The organism is Emticicia fluvialis, from assembly GCF_024793945.1.
In the GTDB taxonomy this organism is placed as follows: domain Bacteria; phylum Bacteroidota; class Bacteroidia; order Cytophagales; family Spirosomataceae; genus Emticicia; species Emticicia fluvialis.
In genome coordinates this window covers 172,375-193,884 of the sequence record NZ_JANUSD010000006.1, presented here as the reverse complement: position 1 = coordinate 193,884, position 21,510 = coordinate 172,375, and the positions used below count along the sequence as shown (strand labels likewise).

Annotated in this window: 11 protein-coding genes and 1 pseudogene; 9 read left to right on the top strand and 3 right to left on the bottom strand. The window is 40.1% G+C overall.

The window, feature by feature from the left end:
• Positions 1-236 precede the first annotated feature (236 nt).
• From NZ848_RS09065 to NZ848_RS09040, 7 genes and pseudogenes are all read left to right on the top strand, one after another.
• A complete protein-coding gene (locus NZ848_RS09065) occupies positions 237-3,395 on the top strand; it encodes a SusC/RagA family TonB-linked outer membrane protein (protein WP_259015221.1) in 3,159 nt (1,052 codons plus the stop codon).
• Positions 3,396-3,416: 21 nt separating this feature from the next.
• A complete protein-coding gene (locus NZ848_RS09060) occupies positions 3,417-4,859 on the top strand; it encodes a RagB/SusD family nutrient uptake outer membrane protein (protein WP_259015220.1) in 1,443 nt (480 codons plus the stop codon).
• A 90-nt stretch (positions 4,860-4,949) separates the two neighbouring features.
• Positions 4,950-5,600, top strand: coding sequence for a hypothetical protein (locus tag NZ848_RS09055; protein WP_259015219.1), 651 nt, complete (start codon positions 4,950-4,952; stop codon positions 5,598-5,600).
• Positions 5,601-5,861: 261 nt separating this feature from the next.
• Positions 5,862-6,668, top strand: a pseudogene (locus NZ848_RS21570) (M43 family zinc metalloprotease); the annotation flags it as partial.
• 15 nt (positions 6,669-6,683) lie between these two features.
• A complete protein-coding gene (locus NZ848_RS09050) occupies positions 6,684-11,384 on the top strand; it encodes a T9SS type A sorting domain-containing protein (RefSeq protein ID WP_259015218.1) in 4,701 nt (1,566 codons plus the stop codon).
• Between the two features lie 355 nt (positions 11,385-11,739).
• Positions 11,740-12,423: a murein L,D-transpeptidase catalytic domain family protein gene (locus tag NZ848_RS09045; protein WP_259015217.1), complete on the top strand. Its 684-nt coding sequence runs from the start codon at positions 11,740-11,742 to the stop codon at positions 12,421-12,423.
• Positions 12,410-14,071 carry a L,D-transpeptidase family protein gene (locus NZ848_RS09040; RefSeq protein ID WP_259015216.1) on the top strand — a complete coding sequence of 554 codons (1,662 nt, stop codon included), beginning with the start codon at positions 12,410-12,412 and terminating at the stop codon, positions 14,069-14,071. Before NZ848_RS09045 ends, NZ848_RS09040 begins: the two co-directional genes overlap by 14 nt.
• A gap of 3 nt (positions 14,072-14,074) precedes the next feature.
• Here NZ848_RS09040 and NZ848_RS09035 read toward each other — a convergent pair whose 3' ends face one another.
• Positions 14,075-14,779 carry a hypothetical protein gene (locus tag NZ848_RS09035; protein ID WP_259015215.1) on the bottom strand — a complete coding sequence of 235 codons (705 nt, stop codon included), beginning with the start codon at positions 14,777-14,779 and terminating at the stop codon, positions 14,075-14,077.
• Positions 14,780-14,873: 94 nt separating this feature from the next.
• Positions 14,874-15,452 (bottom strand): hypothetical protein, encoded by a 579-nt coding sequence (locus tag NZ848_RS09030; RefSeq protein WP_253530171.1) that lies wholly within the window; start codon positions 15,450-15,452, stop codon positions 14,874-14,876.
• Positions 15,453-15,823: 371 nt separating this feature from the next.
• On the opposite strand from NZ848_RS09030, the gene NZ848_RS09025 reads away from it, so the two are divergent.
• Positions 15,824-16,678 carry an SMP-30/gluconolactonase/LRE family protein gene (locus tag NZ848_RS09025; RefSeq protein ID WP_101724406.1) on the top strand — a complete coding sequence of 285 codons (855 nt, stop codon included), beginning with the start codon at positions 15,824-15,826 and terminating at the stop codon, positions 16,676-16,678.
• Between the two features lie 44 nt (positions 16,679-16,722).
• A complete protein-coding gene (locus tag NZ848_RS09020) occupies positions 16,723-19,185 on the top strand; it encodes an outer membrane beta-barrel family protein (protein WP_259015214.1) in 2,463 nt (820 codons plus the stop codon).
• 65 nt (positions 19,186-19,250) lie between these two features.
• Here the strand turns inward: NZ848_RS09020 and NZ848_RS09015 are convergent, their stop codons facing one another.
• Entirely contained in the window at positions 19,251-21,509 is a 2,259-nt protein-coding gene (locus NZ848_RS09015) for an ATP-binding protein (RefSeq protein WP_259015213.1), read from the bottom strand.
• Between the last annotated feature and the right edge of the window lies 1 nt (position 21,510).

Sequence of the window (21,510 nt, the reverse complement as noted above, 5' to 3'; positions counted from 1 at the left end):
TGAATTCCTGAAATTTTAAATTTTAATAAAATATTAAGTTTGCCAATTTTGCCGTTTATTACTGCATTTTCTGTTAAATAACTAAAAAAAGTACAACAAAGTCGTTTATTTGCTGCTGGTTTTTTTAATCAAAATTTAATGTCATTTTTTTTTTAATCGCTTTTTAATAATTTTACCATCCACTTTTTAAGTGTGTCTTTAGAATTTTTAAACAAACTAAACAAACCTTCAATCACATGAGAAAACAATTTCTACTTCTCTTAATGCTGGGGATTATCTTAACCGGTTGGCAGGTGTCTGCGCAAGAGAGAACTGTTTCTGGAAAAGTAACGGCCTCAGAAGATGGGTCACCATTGCCTGGTGTGAGTGTTTCGGTAAAGGGTTCAAAACAAGGAACTCAGACTGATGCATCAGGAGTGTACAAAGTAACGGTGTCAGGTAATGCAACATTAATTTTTAGTTTTATTGGTACATTAACACAAGAGATTGCGGTTGGAACACGCTCAATCGTTGATGTTCAGTTAGTTGCAGACAACAAACAACTGAATGAGGTTGTGGTTGTTGGTTATGGTACTCAGAAGAAAACTGAGTTTACCGGTGCGGCATCTACAGTTAAAGCGACTCAGATTGCTGAACGTCCTGTTCAAAGTTTCTCTCAAGGTTTAACTGGTCAGGCATCCGGAGTAAACATTGTTCAGCCAAACGGTTTGCTAAACAACCCACCGGTTATCCGTGTTCGTGGTCTTAGCTCACTTTCATTGAGCTCTTTTCCATTGGTTGTAATTGACGGTATACCTATCGCTACAGGTGACGTATCTGGTAACGCAAGTACAAACAACCCTTTGGGAGACATTAACCCCGCTGATATTGAGTCTATAGATATATTAAAAGATGCAGCCTCTGCTGCCATCTATGGTTCTCGTGCTGCAGCAGGGGTATTATTGATTACCACCAAACGTGGTAAAGCAGGCAAAACCAAAGTAAGTATTGATAGCTGGGCTGGTGTAAGCAATGCAGTACGTTTACCAGATGTACTCAATGCACAGCAGTACATGGACCATAAAAACATGGCAATTGCTAATGCATTAGCTAACAACCCCAATGCCATAAATGCTTCTCAACGCGATGCTCAGAATCGCTCATTCCTTCCTAATTATGATGCCAATGGCAACTTAATTGATACTGACTGGTATAAAGAAGTTTATAGAACCGGATTTTCTCAAAACCATAACCTTACAGTTCAGGGTGGCTCAGAAAAAACTACTTATTACTTCTCTGCAGGTTTCTCAGATCAGGATGGTTTCCTAAGGGCCAATAACTTTCAGCGTCGTTCAGGTCGTTTAAATATGGATCATCAGGCCACTAACTGGTTGAAGTTATCGGCAAACATAAACTATACCAATAGTATGAACAAATCACCTAACAGTGGTTCGTACACTGGTGGTGCATTTGCTACATCTGGGTTGGGTCGTATAGCAGTGGCTCAAGTGCCAAACCTGCCTGCTTATAATGCAGATGGTTCTTATAACCTTGAAAACAATACAGTAGGTCGTAAAAATAACTTGTTACCTGCGCAGTTCCCTAATGCAGCCGTATTGAGAGATTTAGATAAAAACACCTCTGAAACTAGCCGCGTAATTGCTAATCTGGGTGCAGAAGTGAAGCTATATGATGGCCTTACCTATAAAACTACTTACTCTTGGGACTTCAGAAATACAGAAAACATCCGTTTCTGGAACCCCTTTAATGGTGACGGTTGGGCTGCACAAGGTGATGCATATAACCAAACTGTACGTGGTGACAACTGGAACTGGATTAATACCTTGCAGTACATGAAAACCTTTGCTGAGAAGCACAATATCACTATCGTGGCTGGTTCAGATGTTCAAAAAAGAAGAAATACAAGTTGGGGCGCACAACGTCAGACTTTGGCTGACTTCTTCTTCCAGGATTTCCAGGGTAACTACACTACGAACCTTGCTGCAGGTAATGGTATTTCGCAAGTGGCTTTTGAAGCCTATTTAGGTAGTGTTAGCTATAGCTATGCAGGTAAATATTTTGTTAGCGGTAACTACCGCCGTGATGGTAACTCTGCTTTGGCTGCTCAAAACCGTTGGGGTGATTTCGGAGGGGTGTCTGTAGGTTGGACAATTTCTGAAGAAGAATTCTTTAAATCTCTTGGTTTTGGTAACACGCTTTCTTCATTACGTTTGAAAGGAAGCTGGGGTAAAGTTGGTAACGGTAACTTAAACAATGCTTACGGTTCATATTCTACATTTGGTTCTGGCTTATATGGTTCCTCTGCTACATTGGCATTTAACCAGGCTGGTAACAAAGACCTGAAATGGGAAACAAGTGCACAAACTAACATTGGTATAGATGTTAGCTTCCTGAATGACCGTATCACTTTAGAGGCTAACTGGTATAACAAAGACATCAACAATTTGATTCTTGATGTTCCGCAGGCACCTTCAAAAGGTATCCCTGGTAATACAATTCTTGCCAACGTTGGTTCAATGTACAACAAGGGTTGGGAGTTTTCAATCAATGCAGTGCCTATTAATAAAGGTGGTTTTACTTGGTCAACCAACATTAACTTCTCTACCAATAAAAATATGGTTACGAGCATGGTTGATGATAACACGCCAATCCTGACTAATACCTCTGGTTTGGAAGCTACAAATATCACGAAGGTTGGATATTCAGCGGGTCAGATTTATGGTGTAGTAACTCATGGAGTTAACTCTGATAATGGTCGTCGTATTTTCGTTACACGTGACGGCAAAGAAGTGCAATACAATCACCTTGGCGGTGCAACAGCATGGACTTTAGTTTCTGATGGTTCAGCAACTGTGTCTCCATCGTCACAACAAGTGATATTAGGAGGAACAATGCCAACCTGGTATGGTGGATTTAATAATACTATGAAGTATAAAGGATTTGATTTAGGATTGAACTTTACATTCTCTGGTGGGAATTACATCTATAACGGTAGCAAAGCCGGTTTGAGAGACCAACGTGTTTGGAATAACTCTGTAGAAGTATTAACTTCTTGGAAAAACCCTGGTGATATCACGAATATTCCCAAAGCAATCTACGGAGACAACATTTCAAACGGCTCATCATTCCTGATTTCTGAAAATGTTGAGAAAGGAGACTTCTTACGTTTGCAAACAGCTACTTTGGGTTATCGTGTACCTAGTACATTTGGTAAAACAGGTATTACTTCTATGAGAGTGTATGCGCAGGTAAATAACGCCTTCTTACTAACCAAGTATACCGGTGTTGACCCTGAAATCTCAACTAACGGAGATTCTAATAATGCAATGGGTATTGAGCGTAACTCAATTCCACAAGGCAGACAATTTACGCTTGGTCTTAACTTAAGTTTCTAATTTCTAAATGACATTGATTTTATGAAAATATTAAATAAAAAAATAGGATTCTTATCATTGGCATTAACGCTTAGTCTTTCTTCTTGTAAAGAAGATTTTCTGAACGCTGTTCCGGAACTGAGCTTGTCTGATGCGACTGTTTTCAGTACTCCTGCCCGTGTTGAATCGCAGATAACAGGATTGTATGCTTCAGCAAAGAGTGGTGCGCTTTTCGGTGGTCGTTATTTGATTTATAACGATATCCGCGCTGAAGAATTTGTAAACCGTACTACTAACTCTGTTACCGGATACTCTACGTATCAGGGTAATCAGGACCCTTCAGATACTTACATAGCTAACTTCTGGGTGCAGGGATACCTGACTATCAACCGAGCCAACTTGTTTTTGGAAGGTATAGCAGCCAATCCAAATGCAGTGAGTACGACTTTGGCTGCCAATTACAGAGGCGAGGCAAAATTTATTAGAGCACTAACTTATTTTTCTTTAGTGCAGCTTTTTGCTAAACCGTATGCATTAGATAACGGTGCATCACCAGGTCTTCCACTAAGATTAAAGGGTGAAGTTACTTCTGCCAATAATAATTTGCCTAGAAGCACTGTTGCACAAATTTATGAGCAAGTGTTGAAAGACCTGAACGAGGCAGAAAATGAATTGCCAGATAACTACACTACCCCTTTGCTTCGTACAACCAGAGCACACAAAAACACCGCAATTGCTTTAAAAACCCGTGTATTGTTAGCAAAGAAAGACTACGCAGGTGTAATTACAGAAGCCAACAAAATTGTTTCGGCTGTTGCTCCTTTCAAATCAGCCAACAGAGTTGCTCATGAATTGCAAGCAGATGTAGTTTCTGTTTTCAGAGCTCCATACACTTCAGTTGAGTCTATTTTCTCATTCCCGATGGCTGAAACAAACGGTCCGGGAGGACAAAACCAGTTAGGGTATTATTTCAATGCAGGTAACGTTGAGTATTTTATTAATACGGGTCCAACGGGTATCTATGCTAATGCACAATTCAGAGCTTCTGATGATCGTAAAGCGAAACTGATGGTACCAACTACTTCAGTTGCTGCATTCCCGTCAAGTACTAAATTCAGCGGTGTATCTCCATATATCGATTTTGTACCAAGTATTCGCTATGCAGAGGTTTTGTTAAATCTTGCCGAAGCTGAGGCAGAAGCCGGTAGTCAAACACGTGCCTTGGCTTTGTTGACAGCAGTACACCGTCGTTCTGATGCTACTTACGATTTTGGTTCACCTTCAAAAGCAGATTTGATTACTGCAATTCTGACTGAAAGACGTATTGAGTTGTTTGCTGAAGGTTTCAGAACAGTAGATATTCTGAGAAGAGGTCAACCAATTAACTCTTTTGGTGCTGGTGCTTTAATTCAGCCATCTGACCCAAGATACATCTTTGGTATTCCTTTGACTGAAATCCAGACAAACCCTGGTATAGGTAATTAATTTATTGAAGGTTTTTTTTATATTTGTAATGGGTTGTCTGGTTCTACTAAGACAACCCATTTTTTTATATAAATTTAATTTTTTAGAACAATGAAACAACTTGGAAAGCTATTGATTGTAAGTTTTGGTTTTGCCTGGCTAGCTACTAATGCTCACGCGCAGATTGCTATCTCGGCCGATGTGATAGGGGGCACGCCCCTTACCGGACAACCGTATACTAATATAAAGGGATCTCCTTTTTTATTGGATACATGGGAAATCGGCACTGTTACCATGGCATCAGGTAAAAAGTTTGAGAATTTAAGCATGATGTTCGATCAGGTTGCCAATATGGTTATTTTTAGAGGCGCGGACGGGCAAAGCAAAGCATTTAGCCAGCCTGTGGCAGCATTTACTGTAAAAAAGGGAGCCGACGTTTATAATTTTGAAAGAAGCCCGGACGGTGTTTTTTATGAAAAACTATTGACCGGAAAAATTACTTTATGGAAGAAAAACCAAAAGTCTATAATTGACGAGAAGCCGTACGGCTCAGCTACTGTGCAGAGAAATATCTTGAATAACACCAGCTACTATATTGGGGAACTCGCAAAACTCACAAAGATAAAAACAGATAAAAAATCTATTATAGCCTTATTTGGCGACAAGGCAGGAGAGGTAGAGATATACATAAAAAAGGAAAAATTGGGTACAAAAGAAGACGCCGATTTAATACGCATATTTGATTACTATAATAGTTTGTAATCGACACTTAACTGTACTGAAGGTGCTTGTTTTTTTTAAACATGCACCTTTTTTTATATCCCAAAAAGGCATGGCATTCAAAGTTATAATTGAACCCTTAATGTATGCAAAATTTAAGATAATGATTATACGTATCTTCTGAACTTTTGCTAATTTGGAGCCGTAATGCTGTGATACCTGAATGCTCTGCAGAAAGCTCATATTTCGGTCTCAATAAGCCATCTTTTAAGAACGTAAATCTAACTTAAGTACCACCCTTTAATGAAAAATCTGTTTTGTTTTTTGCTGCTATTATTTTCCTTTTTTAAAGCAGAAGGCCAAGCCACATGGTGCCGCGCACAAGAGCCTACACAGGAAGAAAGGAGGCTTTTTCTTCAGAAGTATCATTCGGTTGAATCTGTAAAGGCTCGCCAGGCTGTAGAAACAGTGACTCATGTAGCGCTTAAAATACACTTATTAAGTATGTCAAATGGTGCAATCGAGGTTCCTGATGTAAAAATCAAGGAATTAATAGACTCACTTAATGCACATTTTATAGGCGCCAACATACAGTTTTATCAGTGTGGGGAAATCGATAATATCAGAGATGATAAATACTATACTTTCAATACCAACGATGAGCCTGCGTTTTGTAAGAAATATGATGTTAGCAATGCAATCAATGTTTATTTGGTTAAGAAATTTGCTGATGCCGGCCTGGGTGGTTACGCCTATTTCCCGTCATCAAATAAAACTACAAACCGTATTTTTTGCGCATATAGTAATCTGGCCGATTTGATTACCAAAATTCTGCCTCACGAAATGGGCCATTATTTTGGTTTAATGCATACTTTTCAGGGCTCCGGATATGAAGCGAACGCGGAATTGGTTACAAGAGGTGAAAAAAGCAATTGTGCATATACCGGAGACTTAATTTGTGATACACCCGCAGACCCTTACGGTAGAGGAACTTACAGTATTCAGAATTGCCAGTTTACTTCTACAAATTTAGATGCCAATGGTGAAGGCTATTCTCCTCAGATAGGTAACCTGATGTCATATTATCGCGGTTGTGGAAACTTCTTTACACCAGGCCAGCGCTCAATGGTGAAAACCGGGCTGCTTATCAGAATGATACAGGATTCTGATAGATCACAGGCATATAGTATTGATTGTAAAGGGGTAAACTCTAATGTAATTATAGCGGGTGATATTTATATTGACGGGATAAAGCAAAATTCTTATAATCAGATATGTGTTGAAAAACCTTTTAGTGTTACTTATAGTGCCACCGGTAGTTTTAATACCGATAATGAATATAAAGTTTTTCTGATAGCAGAAAACGGCACTTATTCTGTTGAAGTTGGCAAAGGAACCGGAACCATGATTGGTTGCAAAATTCCTGCAGAAACACCTCTTACTTCTACTCTTTATCGGATCCAGATTGTTTCAAGCAGCCCTGTACTACACAGTACGTTATCAAATGCTTTTTTTTATGTTACAAAGTTGCCTTCTATTGAGCTGTCCGGAAGTTACAATGTATTTCAGGGTGAAATTCTTAAAATTCCATTGAAAGCAACAGGAGGGCAGTTAATATATGTATTGAGCAATAATAATGGTTATTCTAGCACTACGATTATCCCTCCAACTATTGAGATGGTTGCTTCAAGGACTGAGGTACTAAAGGTTACAAGTGTATATAATAGTTGTGGGCAAGGTACTGCTATCGGGCAGGTAGATATTAATATTCACCAAAAACCAATAGCTAAAAGCTTTATTATTGAAAACCTGAATGGGCAGAGTATTTGTGCTGGCACTACCATTAAATTAGGATTGAAAGCAGACGGATTATTTGATGCCTGGAATACCTTTAAAGTGCAGCTTTCTGATAAAAATGGTATTAATTTTAAGGATATAGGTCTGTTTCCTAATTCTATCAATGTATTGGAAGTGCCGGTTGATAAAAATTTGCCTGGCGGTAGCAATTATAAAGTTAAAGTTATTTCATCCAGCCCGGCTATAGAATATATAACGCAAAGCTTCACAATTTCGGAGAAAGTAACAGCCAGTCTGGCAGGTAACTATGTAATAGATAATGGCAAGATAGCAAATCTTAAAATTCAGTTTACAGGCACACCTCCGTTTACTTTAACAACAAAAGAAGGAGAGACAATATCAAGCGCATCAAATGAGTTTTTGTGGGCAGTTTCACCAACAGAAACGCGTACCTATGCATTAAAATCTGTGACTAATAACAGCTGTTCTAATGGAGAAGTTTTTGGAAATGCAGATGTGAAAGTGAATTACCTGATTACTACCGAACTTGTTAGCTTTGCTTCGGTGTGCGCCGGAGAAATCGTAAAAGTTCCTTTCAAGGTGGACTCCAGCCTGAGGAATGATAATGGTTATATTGTTCAGCTATCAGATAAAACGGGTTTGAATTTCAAAAATATTCCTACTGGTGGCACTGCAAGTCCTTTAGAGGCAATTATTCCAAATGACATAACTGAAGGTGATGAATACCGACTAAGGATAATAAGTAAAGATGGCAGATATATTGGCAGCGGCTCAAACCAGTTTAGTATTAAAAGAAAGCCTACTGCCTATCTTGAAGGGGCTGTAGCTGGTAATAAAGGAGTTTCTGGTAGTTTTCCTGTAAAATTAACCGGTGGGGGGCCCTGGACAATTAAGTTGTCGTCCGGTGGACAAGAGTCTGAATATACACTTAATCAGAGCCCTGAGGTTTTGCCGGTTACCGTTCAGAATAGCAGTGTCTATAAACTAACTTTAGTAAGCAATGCTTGTGGAGTTGGGGCAGCATACGGGCAAGCTGTAAGCACTATTCAGTATGGGGCCGAAAAATATTGCATGCCAATGGTAACATCTGGATATAATGCTTATGGGAAAATAGCAAGAGTGAGAATTTCAGATTTAAATGGTAAGATGCTTCTCAATAGTTATGAAATGAAAATTGGCAAAGACAGATATACCGATAACACGGGTATGGTTGCCCATCTGAAGCCAGGTAATACTTATACTTTTGACCTTACCAATAGCGATGAGGGAACTGAATATTCTTATTGGGCATGGGGATACAACCTTATTATGTGGATTGACTATGACCAGAATGGGAAGTTTGATAAAAATGAAATTATCGTATCAAACGCAGCGTTTTCGATAAGTGAAAATTTTAAGGTTCCGGAAAATGCAAAAAAGGGTATCACGCGGATGAGAGTAAGAAGTTACAAAAGTGAGAATCTGCCTGATAACCCTTGTATGAGAGTAGATGGAGGTGAAACCGAAGATTACACCATATATATATCTGATGATGCCCCACAATATTCGGCATCAGTAAATAATATATCAGATATTTTATGTAAAACGACAGAACAAGATATATACTTTACCGCCACAGGTGATTTCCCTGAGAATAATGTTTTCAGGGTAGGGCTCTACAATTCATTTGGTAATTTCATAGGTTATATAGGCCAAAGTAAAAGCAGTCCGATAAGGATTAAATTCCCATCAGACCTGGCAATCGGTATGAACTACAAAATCCGGATTATTGCAACAGAACCTTATTTTGAGGGTGTTTTTAGCAGAGCTTTTAGAATAAATGATATTCCTAATGGAATTTTAAGTGGCAGCCAGACTATACTTTTAGGTAATAAAATGTCTATGGCTGCAACTGTTGATGGCGGTGGTGACTGGACATTTGTTGCCGTTAATAACACTGTTGGCACTTGGGGAGTTTACTATAACAAATTGTCATTAAATATACCTGGAGAATTAATGTTTCCGGTTAACAGGCCTGGAGATTATGCTTTTAAGTTAGACCGCCTGATTAACAGCGCCTGTGGAGATGGCAAAATAACTGGTACGGTAAATGTTAAAGTTCTGGAACCTGCAGGCACAAAGGCTTCTGTAGAAAGTGTTGCATTAAGCGATTGGTATATTCAAAAATGCGCCAATAGAAGTTCTTCAATCAAACTGAGTTTTAAACCAAAAGGCGTTTTTGGTGAAAATAACTATTTCACCAGTCATCTGTATGATGGTAATGATAAATTTGTTGCTGTATTAGGTTTTTCAAAAACCAATGAGATGATAGTTAATTTGCCTGATAACATTAGTGGTTTTGGTTATAAAGTAAAAGTAATTTCATCTAATCCCTATTTTGAAAGTCCTGCTTCATCCTCACTGATTATAGCTCAAACCCCCATTGCTTCCATTTCAGGCTATAGTGAAATTCTTCCGGGAGAACAGGCATCTATTAAACTGGATTTTTCAGGCCCGGATTTTGGAAATGTTGGGTTGTCTGACGGCACGATGGTACTGACTAGCCAGGGCATTCAAATCTTCAAAGTTTCACCGGCAACTACTACTACTTATACAGTTAAATCAGTAGAGTATTATGGCTGTATGGGCCAGGTAGGTGGTTCTGCTACAGTGAAGGTTCTTCAACCAAGAGCGAGCAGGTTAACTTTTGTTCAGCCTTCAGCTTTTTGTATAGGTTCTGTTGCAAATTTATCTGTTAAGAAAGACGGTTCGTTCCGTGAGAAGAATAAGTTCATAGTAAAACTAACCAATAACAGCAGAAAAATCAATAAAGAGATAACAGCCTATCTTGCAGATGAAAATAATCTGGTTTTTAATATACCAACAGATTTACCGACAGTTGATGGATACAATTTGCAGATTGTTTCAACCAGCCCATATTTCGAAACGCAGCTAAGCGAATCGTTTTCGATTAAGCCGATAAGTACTGCAGTTATCAGTAGCGAGACCAGAACAGTATACGAAAAATCGAAAGTAAGTTTAAGAGTTGACTTTTCAGGAGAAGGTCCATATAACATCCTGTTATCTGACCGTTCAATGTATACTAATATAACTCAGAATCCATTTTATATAGATAAAGAAACACACCTGAGAACTACACGCTATTCTATTGATAGCTTGTATAATGGCTGCGGTAACGGTAAAGCATCAGGGGTAGTTGAGTTGAAAGTCTTACCTTTGCCCGTTATTACTACTAAGGCGCCTCCTGCTCAAGTGATATGTAAAAATCTGAAGATCTATGTTCCGTTCTTAATAAGTAACGGAGTTTTTCAGCCGGGTAATATTTTTAAAGTTGAAACCTCAGGGCAGATAAATGGCACTTTTAAGGAAATTCCAACAACCGTTGAAGGTGATAGTTTATTTATAATCATTCCTGACGGAATTGCTACTGGAACTCAGTACATTCGGGTAATAGGGAGCAATCCGGTGATTGTAGGTTCTGCAATACCTATTTCAATAAAAAGTAAACCAGTAGTAGAAATTTATGGGTATGATTCTGTGATGGCTGGCGACACCGTAGATTTTAATATATCGCATAGTGGAGATTTGCCATGGTCGTTCAAGCTTTCTAATGGAATGGCACAGGCAGGAATAACAGTTAACAGTGTTTATTTGAACTACATACCCATGAAGTCAGAAGATATATTCATTACGTCTGCAAGTAACGCTTGCGGAGAGGGTACTTTTAAAGGCAAAGCAACTTATGTGGTTCATCAGCCCGAAGAAATAGAAAGTTTGGTAAAGGTGTTCCCGAATCCTTATGAACCCAATACCGGATTATATATGGATAGAGCACTCTTAAAAAAGAATGCGGAAGTTGTAATTACTGATTCAAGGGGTAGAGAGTTAAAAAGAAAAAGTTATGTAAGAGGTTATATGCCTCTTGATTTAACCGAATATCCGAGTGGTATCTATTATTTAAGAATTTCAGCCTATGGAAGGCAGTTTGTCCGTAAGGTAGTGAAATGATCATTTACCATCATAACTCTGGTTTGCTGGCCTCATTTTTGTAAGGCTTTTCGGTTTTTTTGATTTTTTTTACCAGAAAATTAAAACTGAGTTATGATGTGAAATAAAAACCTGAAATTTTAAAGCCGAATGAAAGCTAATATAACAATAAAAATGCTGATTTATAGCTAAAATGGGCAGTTTTGCTTAATTCTAACATTGGGCTTCGTATATACTTTTTCCACGTTTTATAAATAAACGTAGCTGGACTGAATTCCCCAAATTGGGGAATTTCAATTCTCAATTTTATGGGTTTGCATGAAATGATTTTGGCATAAATGGCGTTAAAGTAATTGCAATAACTTATAATAAGCCTATGTTTAATTTCTTGCACCTCATTTATTTACTGGTAATACTCAATTTTACAATACCTGCAGCCCATGAAACAGGCAGCAGAACAACAACCGAGGGTAGTCTGGCAACTACAAATAATGTAGTAATGACATTATACAATCAATGTAATCTGGCTGGTATAGTGAGCTTTGATGCATTTCAGAAATCAATTGCCGGGTATGAGAAATACCACCCCTCAAAATCTATCATTACTATAATTGACTTTAATTTGCCCTCTACCCGGGAGCGCTTCTTTGTGATAGACCTGGTGCAAAAAAAGTTACTTTTTTCTTCGTTGGTAGCACACGGGCAGAAATCAGGCGATAATGTGGCACAGTTTTTTTCTAATACTATGGAGTCGCACAAAAGCAGTCTCGGATTCTACATGGTTGGGCAGATTATCCGTAGCCCCAAGCATGGTATGGCTTTATTGCTGGCAGGTTTACAGAAAGGTATTAATGATAACGCCCGTCGTCGTGAGATAATCATACATGGCGCTGATTACGTAAGTACAAACTTTGTGAAGCGGTTTGGTAGATTAGGTAGGAGTTTTGGATGCCCCGCACTGCCCAATGAGCTGGTACCCCAGGTAGCTCCGGTGATAGCCGATGGCAGTTTGCTATACATTCATCGTGAAAACACATCCGCTCAGTATGCTCAAAATTAGAAACTCTGCTGTTTTTTTTGGTCTTGTTTTATTGGTTATTGTTAGTCTTGGTGGCTGCAAAAAAGGGAAAAAATTCCGGAGAGGTGCATTGCAGGACTCCACCGTTTATTCAACAAAGAACTTCACAGATATACTGCTCGACAGCTCGGTTGTTAATACATTCTTCAGCGGTTTTGCCGTAAAAGATACCATCAGAGAAGAGGTAAACGAGTTTTATGCACGCCGTAACTACCAGTCGGCCTGGTTTAGCAAAAAGGGTATGAATCATGCCGCCCTTAACTTCCATAATCAGCTTAAGAATTATGCTTATGATTTTGCCGATACCAGTTTTCAGAATCATGAACTGGATATGCTCATTGATGATGCCGAAAACGACGAAAAGGGTTTTTTAAGCCGAACCAAAGATGTACAAAGGCTTGAGTTATTAATGACCACTACTTTTTTTGAGTATGCCGAAAAAGTTTATGGTGGTATAGCCAAAAATCCGCTTGATCTGGAGTGGTTCATACCACGTAAAAAGAAAGATTACCAGTTACTGCTCGACTCCCTTGTATCTGTTAATAAAGGAGAGCATGTAAAAGAGCCTGTTAATGAATACTACACCAGGCTTAAAGATAAACTTCGCATCTATAGAAATATTGAGCGCCAGGGTGGCTTGCCCAGGATAGCAACCAATAAAAAGTTGTTGCTTAAGGGAAACACCGATTCAAGCCTGCTGGCAGTAAAGCAAAGTCTTTATTTAACGGGCGACTTCAGTATAAAAGATACCAGTCTGATTTTTACCGATTCTCTGGTTAATGCCGTGGCGAGTTTCCAGCAACGGATGGGCTTAAAAGCAACTGGTAAAATTGATGTAGCTACATTAAAAGAACTGAACAGGCCGATTGAGTACCGGATAAGGCAGATAATGCTTAATATGGAACGCCTGAGATGGGTGCCGGTTGAACTGGAAAAAAATCACTTGCTGATAAATATACCCGAATACATGCTGCACGTGTTTGAGAATGGTAAGCAGGTCTGGACCATGAACGTGGTTGTAGGTAAAACGGCGTCTCAAACTAGTATTTTCAAAGGAAATATGTCGCAGATAGTCCTGAATCCTTATTGGAATATACCGCAGAGTATTGTACGCAATGAAATTTTACCACAACTGAAAAGAGGAACATCGTATCTGACCAGAAATAATATGGAAGTATTATCAGGTAATAAGGTAATTGACCCGTCGAGTGTTAACTGGAATTCGTTTACAAAAAATGTACCTTATGCATTCAGACAAAAACCAGGAAGAAGCAACTCTTTAGGTAAGATGAAGTTTTTGTTTCCGAACAGCTTCAATATTTATTTGCATGATACGCCATCGAAGGGGCTTTTTGGTGCGTCAAACCGGGCTTTTAGCCATGGTTGCATCCGGTTATCTGACCCTAAAAAGCTGGCGCTTTACCTGCTGAGAAATAATGCAGAATGGAACGAAACCAAGGTTGACGATATACTGAAAACCGATAAGGAAACTGGAATAAAGCTAAAACCACCAATGCCGGTTTACATAGTTTATTTTACAGCCTGGGTTGATACTGCCGGGAAAATAAATTTCCGCAATGATTTATACGGCCTGGATGAAAAACTGGCAGGGGAGATATTCGGGGAGTAAGCTCTAGTTCAGATTAAGGCCTATAGCAATGCCAAACCAGGGTCTGGATTGATAAATCCAGGCCTTTTTATTTTTGTCTAACAAATTGTCTATACCTGCTGATACCCCTAATGTAAAATTATTGATTGCAAAAATCCCGGCAATGCCTTTATTCCATACAATGCCATCGTACTCCTGGTCAATTGCCGGAAACGTATTTGTGGGGGTCATGGCGGTGTTACCCAGGCCATTAAAAATACCCCACGAGAATCCATAATGAGTGATATACCTAAATGAGTGCCCGAGCAAATCTGGCTTATAGCTCACAACATATTTGTCTATTCGGTAACCCAGATAAACTGCACCATTAATATTAGCATTTAGTTGCGCAGGCACACTTTGGCGGGCAAATCGATATTTTATGGGAATGGTCAGAAAATCAATATCAAAGCTATTGCCTGTAAAGGCGCTTTTTCTGATGCCGGCCTTGTTTATTTCTACAGTGAATACCTCCTCAGGGTTGAGGGTATCAAAGGTAGTTTTATTCGCGGCCACGCTTAAAGGATGAATGCGGAGCGTCTCGTCTTCTATATTTACATAAACTTTTCTGGTCAGGCTCTCTCTTTTTTGTTTGTAAATGCCATCTACCAAAACCTTTTTTGGGGTTGTACTAATTACACCACAGCCTGAAACTATAAAAACAGAAAGCAGAAGTAAATGTCTTTTCATGTTTGAAATTAGCACGTTTTTAGAATAAGCGCGCTAAATATACTGAAAAAGCCCTGAATTAACAATTCAAGGCCTTTTCGGTACTATTGCAAACTTAATTCAAAAACTCCTTATCGCGGTCATTACCTACCGGAGAGTTTTCACGAATCTCGTTGTATCCACGGTTATCGCTTATGTTTCCATCTTCCGACTTCCTGATGCTTTCTTCACGTCCTTCCACTGCCTCGCGCAAATCTGATTCCCGGTCTTTAATTTTCTCTTTTCGTTCTTCTTCTTCTTTTAACTGTAATTCCTGAGCCTCATCGCCTTTTTCGGGTCTGTCATCTTCATTGCCGATAGACGACGAAGAACTGATAGAAGAACCAAAGAATTTTGGTTGCTCAACTCTAGGGATATCCTGCTTACCGGGGTAATTTATTTCATCCGGCGATTGATCAGGGATAATATCAGGAGCCCTCGGAGGGTCCATTTCGCTTCTTAACGGCGGGCTATCTGTGCTTTCGTTGGTATCTGCCACATCGGCCAGCCGCTCATCAATAGTGTCTTGTTGCTGCTGCGCCGAACGTTCGGGTTCCATGGGTGGCACATCCCAGGTTTTTTCTGGTTGCGCATTATTCGGTTCTATTGCTTGTTCGTCATTCTGACTGTAAAAGCTGTTTTCCTGGTCTATCATAAAATTGTGTTTTTTGTAAGGCCAATAGCAAAAATTATATGCCATTTACGATTGTATTGAATGTTGTGAAAGATGATACTCAAAATGTGGAAGCACCCCTAGGCTTTATTGATAAGCAAGTTGCTTTTATTGCAGGAAAGCCAGAGGGAAGGCATAACCTGTTGCTGATAAGCGCCCAACTAACCTGGGCAAGCAATTGAGGCATATAAATAGAGGCAGCGCCGGGCATTCTGCCTGATTTTGGAATGACTTTGTCGATTTAATAGAATAGGAAGTCTATTTTATGAATAGGTTGTTTGTCAATGCCCTTAATAATTTGTAATATTCACATTCATTCAGCCTGAATAAAATCTATTTAACCTTTTTTACTAATGAAAATCTTACTTGCTTCATTTTGGCTTTGCTGTGCGCTTAGCCTGACAGCCTTTGCTCAAACCCCGACCTTAACACAGGTATGGGAAACTGATACTACACTCACAACGCCGGAGTCGGTGCTATACGACGCCAGAAAGAATGTCTTGTATGTCTCTTGCATTAATGGAAAATCGGTTCCCGAAAATCAGGAAAGCTTTATTGCTAAAATAGGTCTGGATGGCAAAATACAACAAAAAGTTGTTACCGGGGGGCTCAATGCCATTAAAGGCATGGGCATTATTGATAACAAACTATATGCGGCCGGTTTTTATGCAGTGGTTGAAATTGACCTGGCAAGCGGAAAGGTAATTAATAAATATGATGTGCCGGAAGCCAAAATGCTGAATGATATTACGATTGATGAAAAGAACAAAACTTTGTATGTGACCGATATGCGCGCCAACAGGGTTTGGAAACTACAGAATGGTAAACTTGAAAAAATACTGGATGGCGGCCTGCTTAAAAATCCGAACGGATTGTTTTATGATAATGGCCAGCTCTTGATAGGCAATGGCGAAGGTATTTTGTATGCCTATGATACCAAGACTAAAGAGCTAAGCAAATTTGCTGAAGGAATGGGTACCGAGAAAAGCGGCATTGACGGCATAGAGTCTGATGGTAAGAAAGGCTATTTTGTTAGTGAGTGGAGAGGCCGTATCTGGCATGTAACACCCCAGGGCAAAACAAACCTTTTACTAGATACCATTGAAAAACCAATGAACACTGCCGATTTTGAATATATTGCCAGCAAAAAACTACTGGTTGTGCCTACTTTTCTTAAAAACAAGGTAGTAGCTTATAAAGTAAATTAACCCACAACAGATTTCAGCCTTATATCCTATCTATCAATCCGGAAATGAACATTATCATCAAATACAAATCTTTACTTTCAATCGCAAAATCGTTATCATTTATTGTTGTTTTATTGATTAGCTTTTTAGGAGCCGAAAAATCTTTAGCCCAGAATGCAGGGAAATTTAAACTGAAAGGTAAAATAGTAGATGCGCAGTCTAACGCACCCCTTGCCTTTGCCAGTGTGCGGCTGTATAAATTGCCCGACAGCTCTTTTGTTACCGGTAATATTACAGACGATGCCGGTGCTTTTTCTATTGATGCACCATCTGGTACATATTATGCACTGCTGGAGTTTATTGGATACAAGGCTACCAAAACGGTGCCTTTTTCATTATCACCCGATAAACCTTCGCATGATTTAGGAATCCTGAAAGTAGCCACCTCCAGTAATGTATTGAATGAAGTAGAGGTGCGCGCCGAGAAAAGCTCAATGGAGATGTCGCTAGATAAACGTATTTTCAATGTGGGTAAAGACCTGGCCAACGCCGGTGGTACAGCTGTAGATATCCTGACCAATATTCCTTCATTATCGGTTGATATTGATGGAAACGTGAGCCTGAGAGGCAGTAACAACGTCAGGATTCTGGTAGATGGTAAGCCATCGGGCCTGGTGAGTATTAAAGGTGGAAGTGGTTTGCAGCAGTTACAGGGCAGCAGCATTGAAAGAATAGAGATTATTACCAATCCATCGGCACGCTATGAGGCCGAAGGGATGGGGGGTATCATTAACATTATTCTTAAAAAAGAGCGCAAGGAAGGCTTTAACGGTTCGTTTGATGTAATTGCCGGACACCCTACCAATCTGGGTCTGGCGGCTAATGTCAACTATCGTCGTAAAAACCTGAACTTCTTTGTTAATTATACGGCTTCGTACCGCAATACTCCGGGCAGAAACTCGCTTTATCAGGAGTTTTATCAGGGCGATTCAACGCTCATAACCCAGCAAAACTCAACCAACAAACTGAAAGGTGAGAATAACAGTGCCCGTGCAGGTATTGATTATTTCTTTAATGATAACAATACATTGACGGGCTCGTACCTGTGGAGAATAAGCAAGGGAAAACGTTTTTCAGACATCCGCTACCGTGATTTCCTGAACAATGTGAATAACCCTACGGGTATTACTAACCGTACGCAGGATGAAACTGAGACGGAGCCAAACGCAGAATATGCCCTTACTTACAGACGCAAGTTTGCCAGAAAAGGCCATGAACTGACGGCAGACGTGAGGTACCTGGATAACTGGGAGGACTCTGACCAGTACTATAACCAGCAGACCTACAAACCAGATGGCAGTGCTTCTGACATACCGGCTATATTGCAACGTTCGCTGAATTATGAAACCGAAAAACAGTTGTTGTTTCAGGCAGATTATACGCATCCGTTTGCCAAAGAGGGCAAATTTGAATTGGGTGCCAGAAGCAGCTCGCGCGATATGACCAACGATTTCTCGCTGACACAAAGAGGTGAGAACAACGTCTGGTTCCCGATTGCAGGTTTTACAAACGATTTCCTCTATGAAGAGAACATCAATGCGGCTTATGGTATTATTAGTAACAAAGTGAGCAAGTTTTCGTATCAGGCAGGTGTTCGGGCAGAGTGGACAAATGTGACCACCACACTCAGAAAAACCAATGAAGTAAACCCGCGTAAGTACAATAACCTGTTTCCGAGTGTGCATGTTACTTATGAGTTTCCGAAACAAAACTCTATGCAGATTAGCTATAGCCGACGTATCCGTCGCCCGACTTATAATGACCTGAGCCCTTTCTCAACTTTTAGCGACAGCCGTAACTTCTGGAGCGGTAATCCTGATTTGAATCCGGAATTTACGGATGTGTATGAGTTGGGTCATATCAAGTATTTCGAGAACGGGTCTATCAGCTCGTCTTTGTATTACAGATATACCGATGGCAAGATAGTGCGCATCAGGAAAGTAGACGATGCCGGCAATTCATTTACAAGGCCTGAGAACCTGGCTACCGAAAACTCGTTCGGCTATGAGTTTACTGCCTCTTTAACGCCCTATAAATGGTGGAAAATGGATGGCAGTTTTAATTTTTTCAGGGCTATTACAAACGGGGCTAATTTTGATGCCAGCCTTAAAAGTGATACTTACAGCTGGTTTACGCGTATGACCTCACGCTTTACTTTCTGGAATAATACCGATTTCCAGATACGTGGTAATTACGAAGCACCACAACAAACCCCACAGGGAAGAAGAAAAGCCATTGCCGTGATGGATTTGGCGGTAAGTAAAGACATCATGAAAAACAATGCCACATTGACTTTGAATGTGAGCGACGTTTTCAATTCAAGAATTTATCGTTCTATTACCGAAGGGCCTAACTTTATTACTGAAAGCCGCGGACAAGGGCGCTTGAGACAAGTGAACCTGACTTTTAACTATCGTCTGCATCAGGCTAAGAAGAAAACAAAAGAGCCTGCTGACGGAGAATTTTAATAGATAGAGAATTAATTCAACCGTGCCACGCTTATCCTCGTCATAAAGAGAGCGTGGCACGGTAGTCAAACAGGAAAATAAAGTGTAAACACAGCTCCCTGATTTTCTCCGCTTTCTGCATAGATATATCCATTGTGCAACTGCATGATTTTCTTACACAAGGCAAGCCCTATACCTGTGCCCTGATATTTATCTGCCGAATGTAGGCGTGTAAATATCTTGAATATCTTATCGCTGAATTCGTTTTCAAAGCCTATGCCATTGTCAGCAACAGTAATTTTGTAGTATAGTTTTGTGTCGTCAGGTTCCGGTGATTTTACTGGCTCCTGCTCTTGCTTAATTACTATTTTCGGCCATACGCCATCTTTGATAAACTTCATAGAATTACCAATCAGGTTGCTGAACAACTGATGCACAATAACGGGTATGCCTTCTATGAAAGCTAAATTAACTGCAACAACGCTGGCGTTTTTTTCTTCAATATCTTCTGCAAGCTCTTGTTTTACTTTATCAATCAGGGCAGTTAAGTCAATTTTTTCGAGTGTTGTTTCAGAATGCCTGATTCTGGAATAATTAGTGATATCTGAAATAAGTTTCTGCATTTTGTTAGCAGAAGCATTCATTTTTTGGAGTGTAGCACTCATATCAGCCGATAGGTTCTTGTCAATGTTCAACAAGCGCGACGAAAACAATTGTATTTTACGCAGCGGTTCTTTTAAATCATGAGTGCTTATCCAACTGATATTTTCCAATTCAAGGTTCGATGCCTCCAGTTGTCTGGTCAATTCTCTTTGGCGGGCTTCTTCTTCAGTAAGCAGAATAAGTGTAATAAGTTTCTGAATAGAATATGAAAAAGTAGCGGCGGCGGTCAGCTCTGTCTGAGTCCAGTCGTAAGAGCGGCATTTTACAATCTGCTGGTATTTTTCAAATGATTTTCTTGGCGACAGCCCGTTTACATCTTTCATTATGGCTTTTTCAGGGTCTCCGCTCCAGTTAATAGTCTGAAGGCTTTCTGGTCTGAACCAGACTATGGCTTCATTATGCACTACCCCCAGCTGGTAATACAATATACCAGAGGCCACCGAACACCATTCTAAGGCTTCAGGAAAATCTTCAGAAAGTGCCGAGGTGTTAAAAATGCCGTTTGCTGCTTTTTGTCTGGCCAGCTCTGCAATTTGCAGAATTACCGGGTCGTCAGGTGTTTTTCCTGCTTTGTATACAACATTGTTCAGTATCACCGCTACGCCTGCGGCATGGCATATTTCAAGTATCTGAGGCTGATTTACCAATGCTTGTAAAGAGGCTCTTTCGGGTACAAATGTTTTGTTCAGTAAAGTCTCTAAAGAGGTGTTTATTCTGGCCGCCACGGCGTAACCTTCGGCCATTTCCCGAACCTGAATCTGTGATGTTAGAAAATGCCCCTGCAACTGCGCTGTAATGCGGGTGTAATGGTCAAGATACTTGGCCGAGTAATGATGGCAGGCAATAAGCCCCCACAGCTTGCCCTCGTGCAAAAGAGAAATAGTTAGTGTGGCGCTTACACCAATGTTTTTCAGGTACTGCACATGAATAGGCGATACGCTGCGCAATGTTGAGCAGCTGAGGTCCAGGTCTTTGTTGCTGCTGTTTTCTTTAGTAAGTATCGGTACAGGGGTGTAATTAACATCTACTATCAGGCGCATCAGGTTTCTGATGTATAGCTGCCGCGCCTGAACAGGAATATCCGTGTGCGGATAATGCAAACCCAGAAAAGGCTCGTGTTCATCAACTTTGCTTTCTGCAAATATTTCGCCGTTATATTGTTTATCGAAACGATATACCATTACGCGGTCATATCCGGTTAATGCCCGTATTTCTGTAGCTACGCTATGGCAAAGCTGTTGCAGGGTCATGGCCTGGCTCATGTACCGTGCAAAGTTAATGGCCTGGTCATAAACTGCCGATACGCGTGGGATATGCTCCGAAACCGGCTCAAATTCACACAAAAAGGTATTTTCTGCCTGATGTACCATACATTGAAACTGAGTGTTTCCTATACCAAGAATATGAGGCGCCGCCGATGTGCGCTGGAGCTCAGTAAGGTAGTGCCTGAACTGCGAAAGCTGGTCGGCTCCGATAAGCACTTCAATAGGTTGTTGAAGCAGGTTTTCGGCTTTGAACGGGGTAAATTCATGGATATTGGCACTGCAATATCTGATTACCCCGTTGGTGTCTGTGGCTACTAAAAAACCATGAGGCTGAATACTGCCCGGTATATGAATAGGCTCTTGTTCGCAATTGGTAAGGTTAACAAGCTCGCGGTTAACTATATCTTTCAATGCCATC

What these genes read in the sequence shown, in the direction of transcription:
- NZ848_RS09065 (WP_259015221.1), top strand. Translation starts at nt 237, where the DNA reads ATGAGAAAACAATTTCTACTTCTCTTAATGCTGGGGATTATCTTAACC.
- NZ848_RS09050 (WP_259015218.1), top strand. Translation starts at nt 6,684, where the DNA reads ATGGTGAAAACCGGGCTGCTTATCAGAATGATACAGGATTCTGATAGA.
- NZ848_RS09055 (WP_259015219.1), top strand. Translation starts at nt 4,950, where the DNA reads ATGAAACAACTTGGAAAGCTATTGATTGTAAGTTTTGGTTTTGCCTGG.
- NZ848_RS09035 (WP_259015215.1), bottom strand. Translation starts at nt 14,779, where the DNA reads ATGAAAAGACATTTACTTCTGCTTTCTGTTTTTATAGTTTCAGGCTGT.
- NZ848_RS09025 (WP_101724406.1), top strand. Translation starts at nt 15,824, where the DNA reads ATGAAAATCTTACTTGCTTCATTTTGGCTTTGCTGTGCGCTTAGCCTG.
- NZ848_RS09020 (WP_259015214.1), top strand. Translation starts at nt 16,723, where the DNA reads ATGAACATTATCATCAAATACAAATCTTTACTTTCAATCGCAAAATCG.
- NZ848_RS09015 (WP_259015213.1), bottom strand. Translation starts at nt 21,509, where the DNA reads ATGGCATTGAAAGATATAGTTAACCGCGAGCTTGTTAACCTTACCAAT.
- NZ848_RS09040 (WP_259015216.1), top strand. Translation starts at nt 12,410, where the DNA reads ATGCTCAAAATTAGAAACTCTGCTGTTTTTTTTGGTCTTGTTTTATTG.
- NZ848_RS09060 (WP_259015220.1), top strand. Translation starts at nt 3,417, where the DNA reads ATGAAAATATTAAATAAAAAAATAGGATTCTTATCATTGGCATTAACG.
- NZ848_RS09045 (WP_259015217.1), top strand. Translation starts at nt 11,740, where the DNA reads ATGTTTAATTTCTTGCACCTCATTTATTTACTGGTAATACTCAATTTT.
- NZ848_RS09030 (WP_253530171.1), bottom strand. Translation starts at nt 15,452, where the DNA reads ATGATAGACCAGGAAAACAGCTTTTACAGTCAGAATGACGAACAAGCA.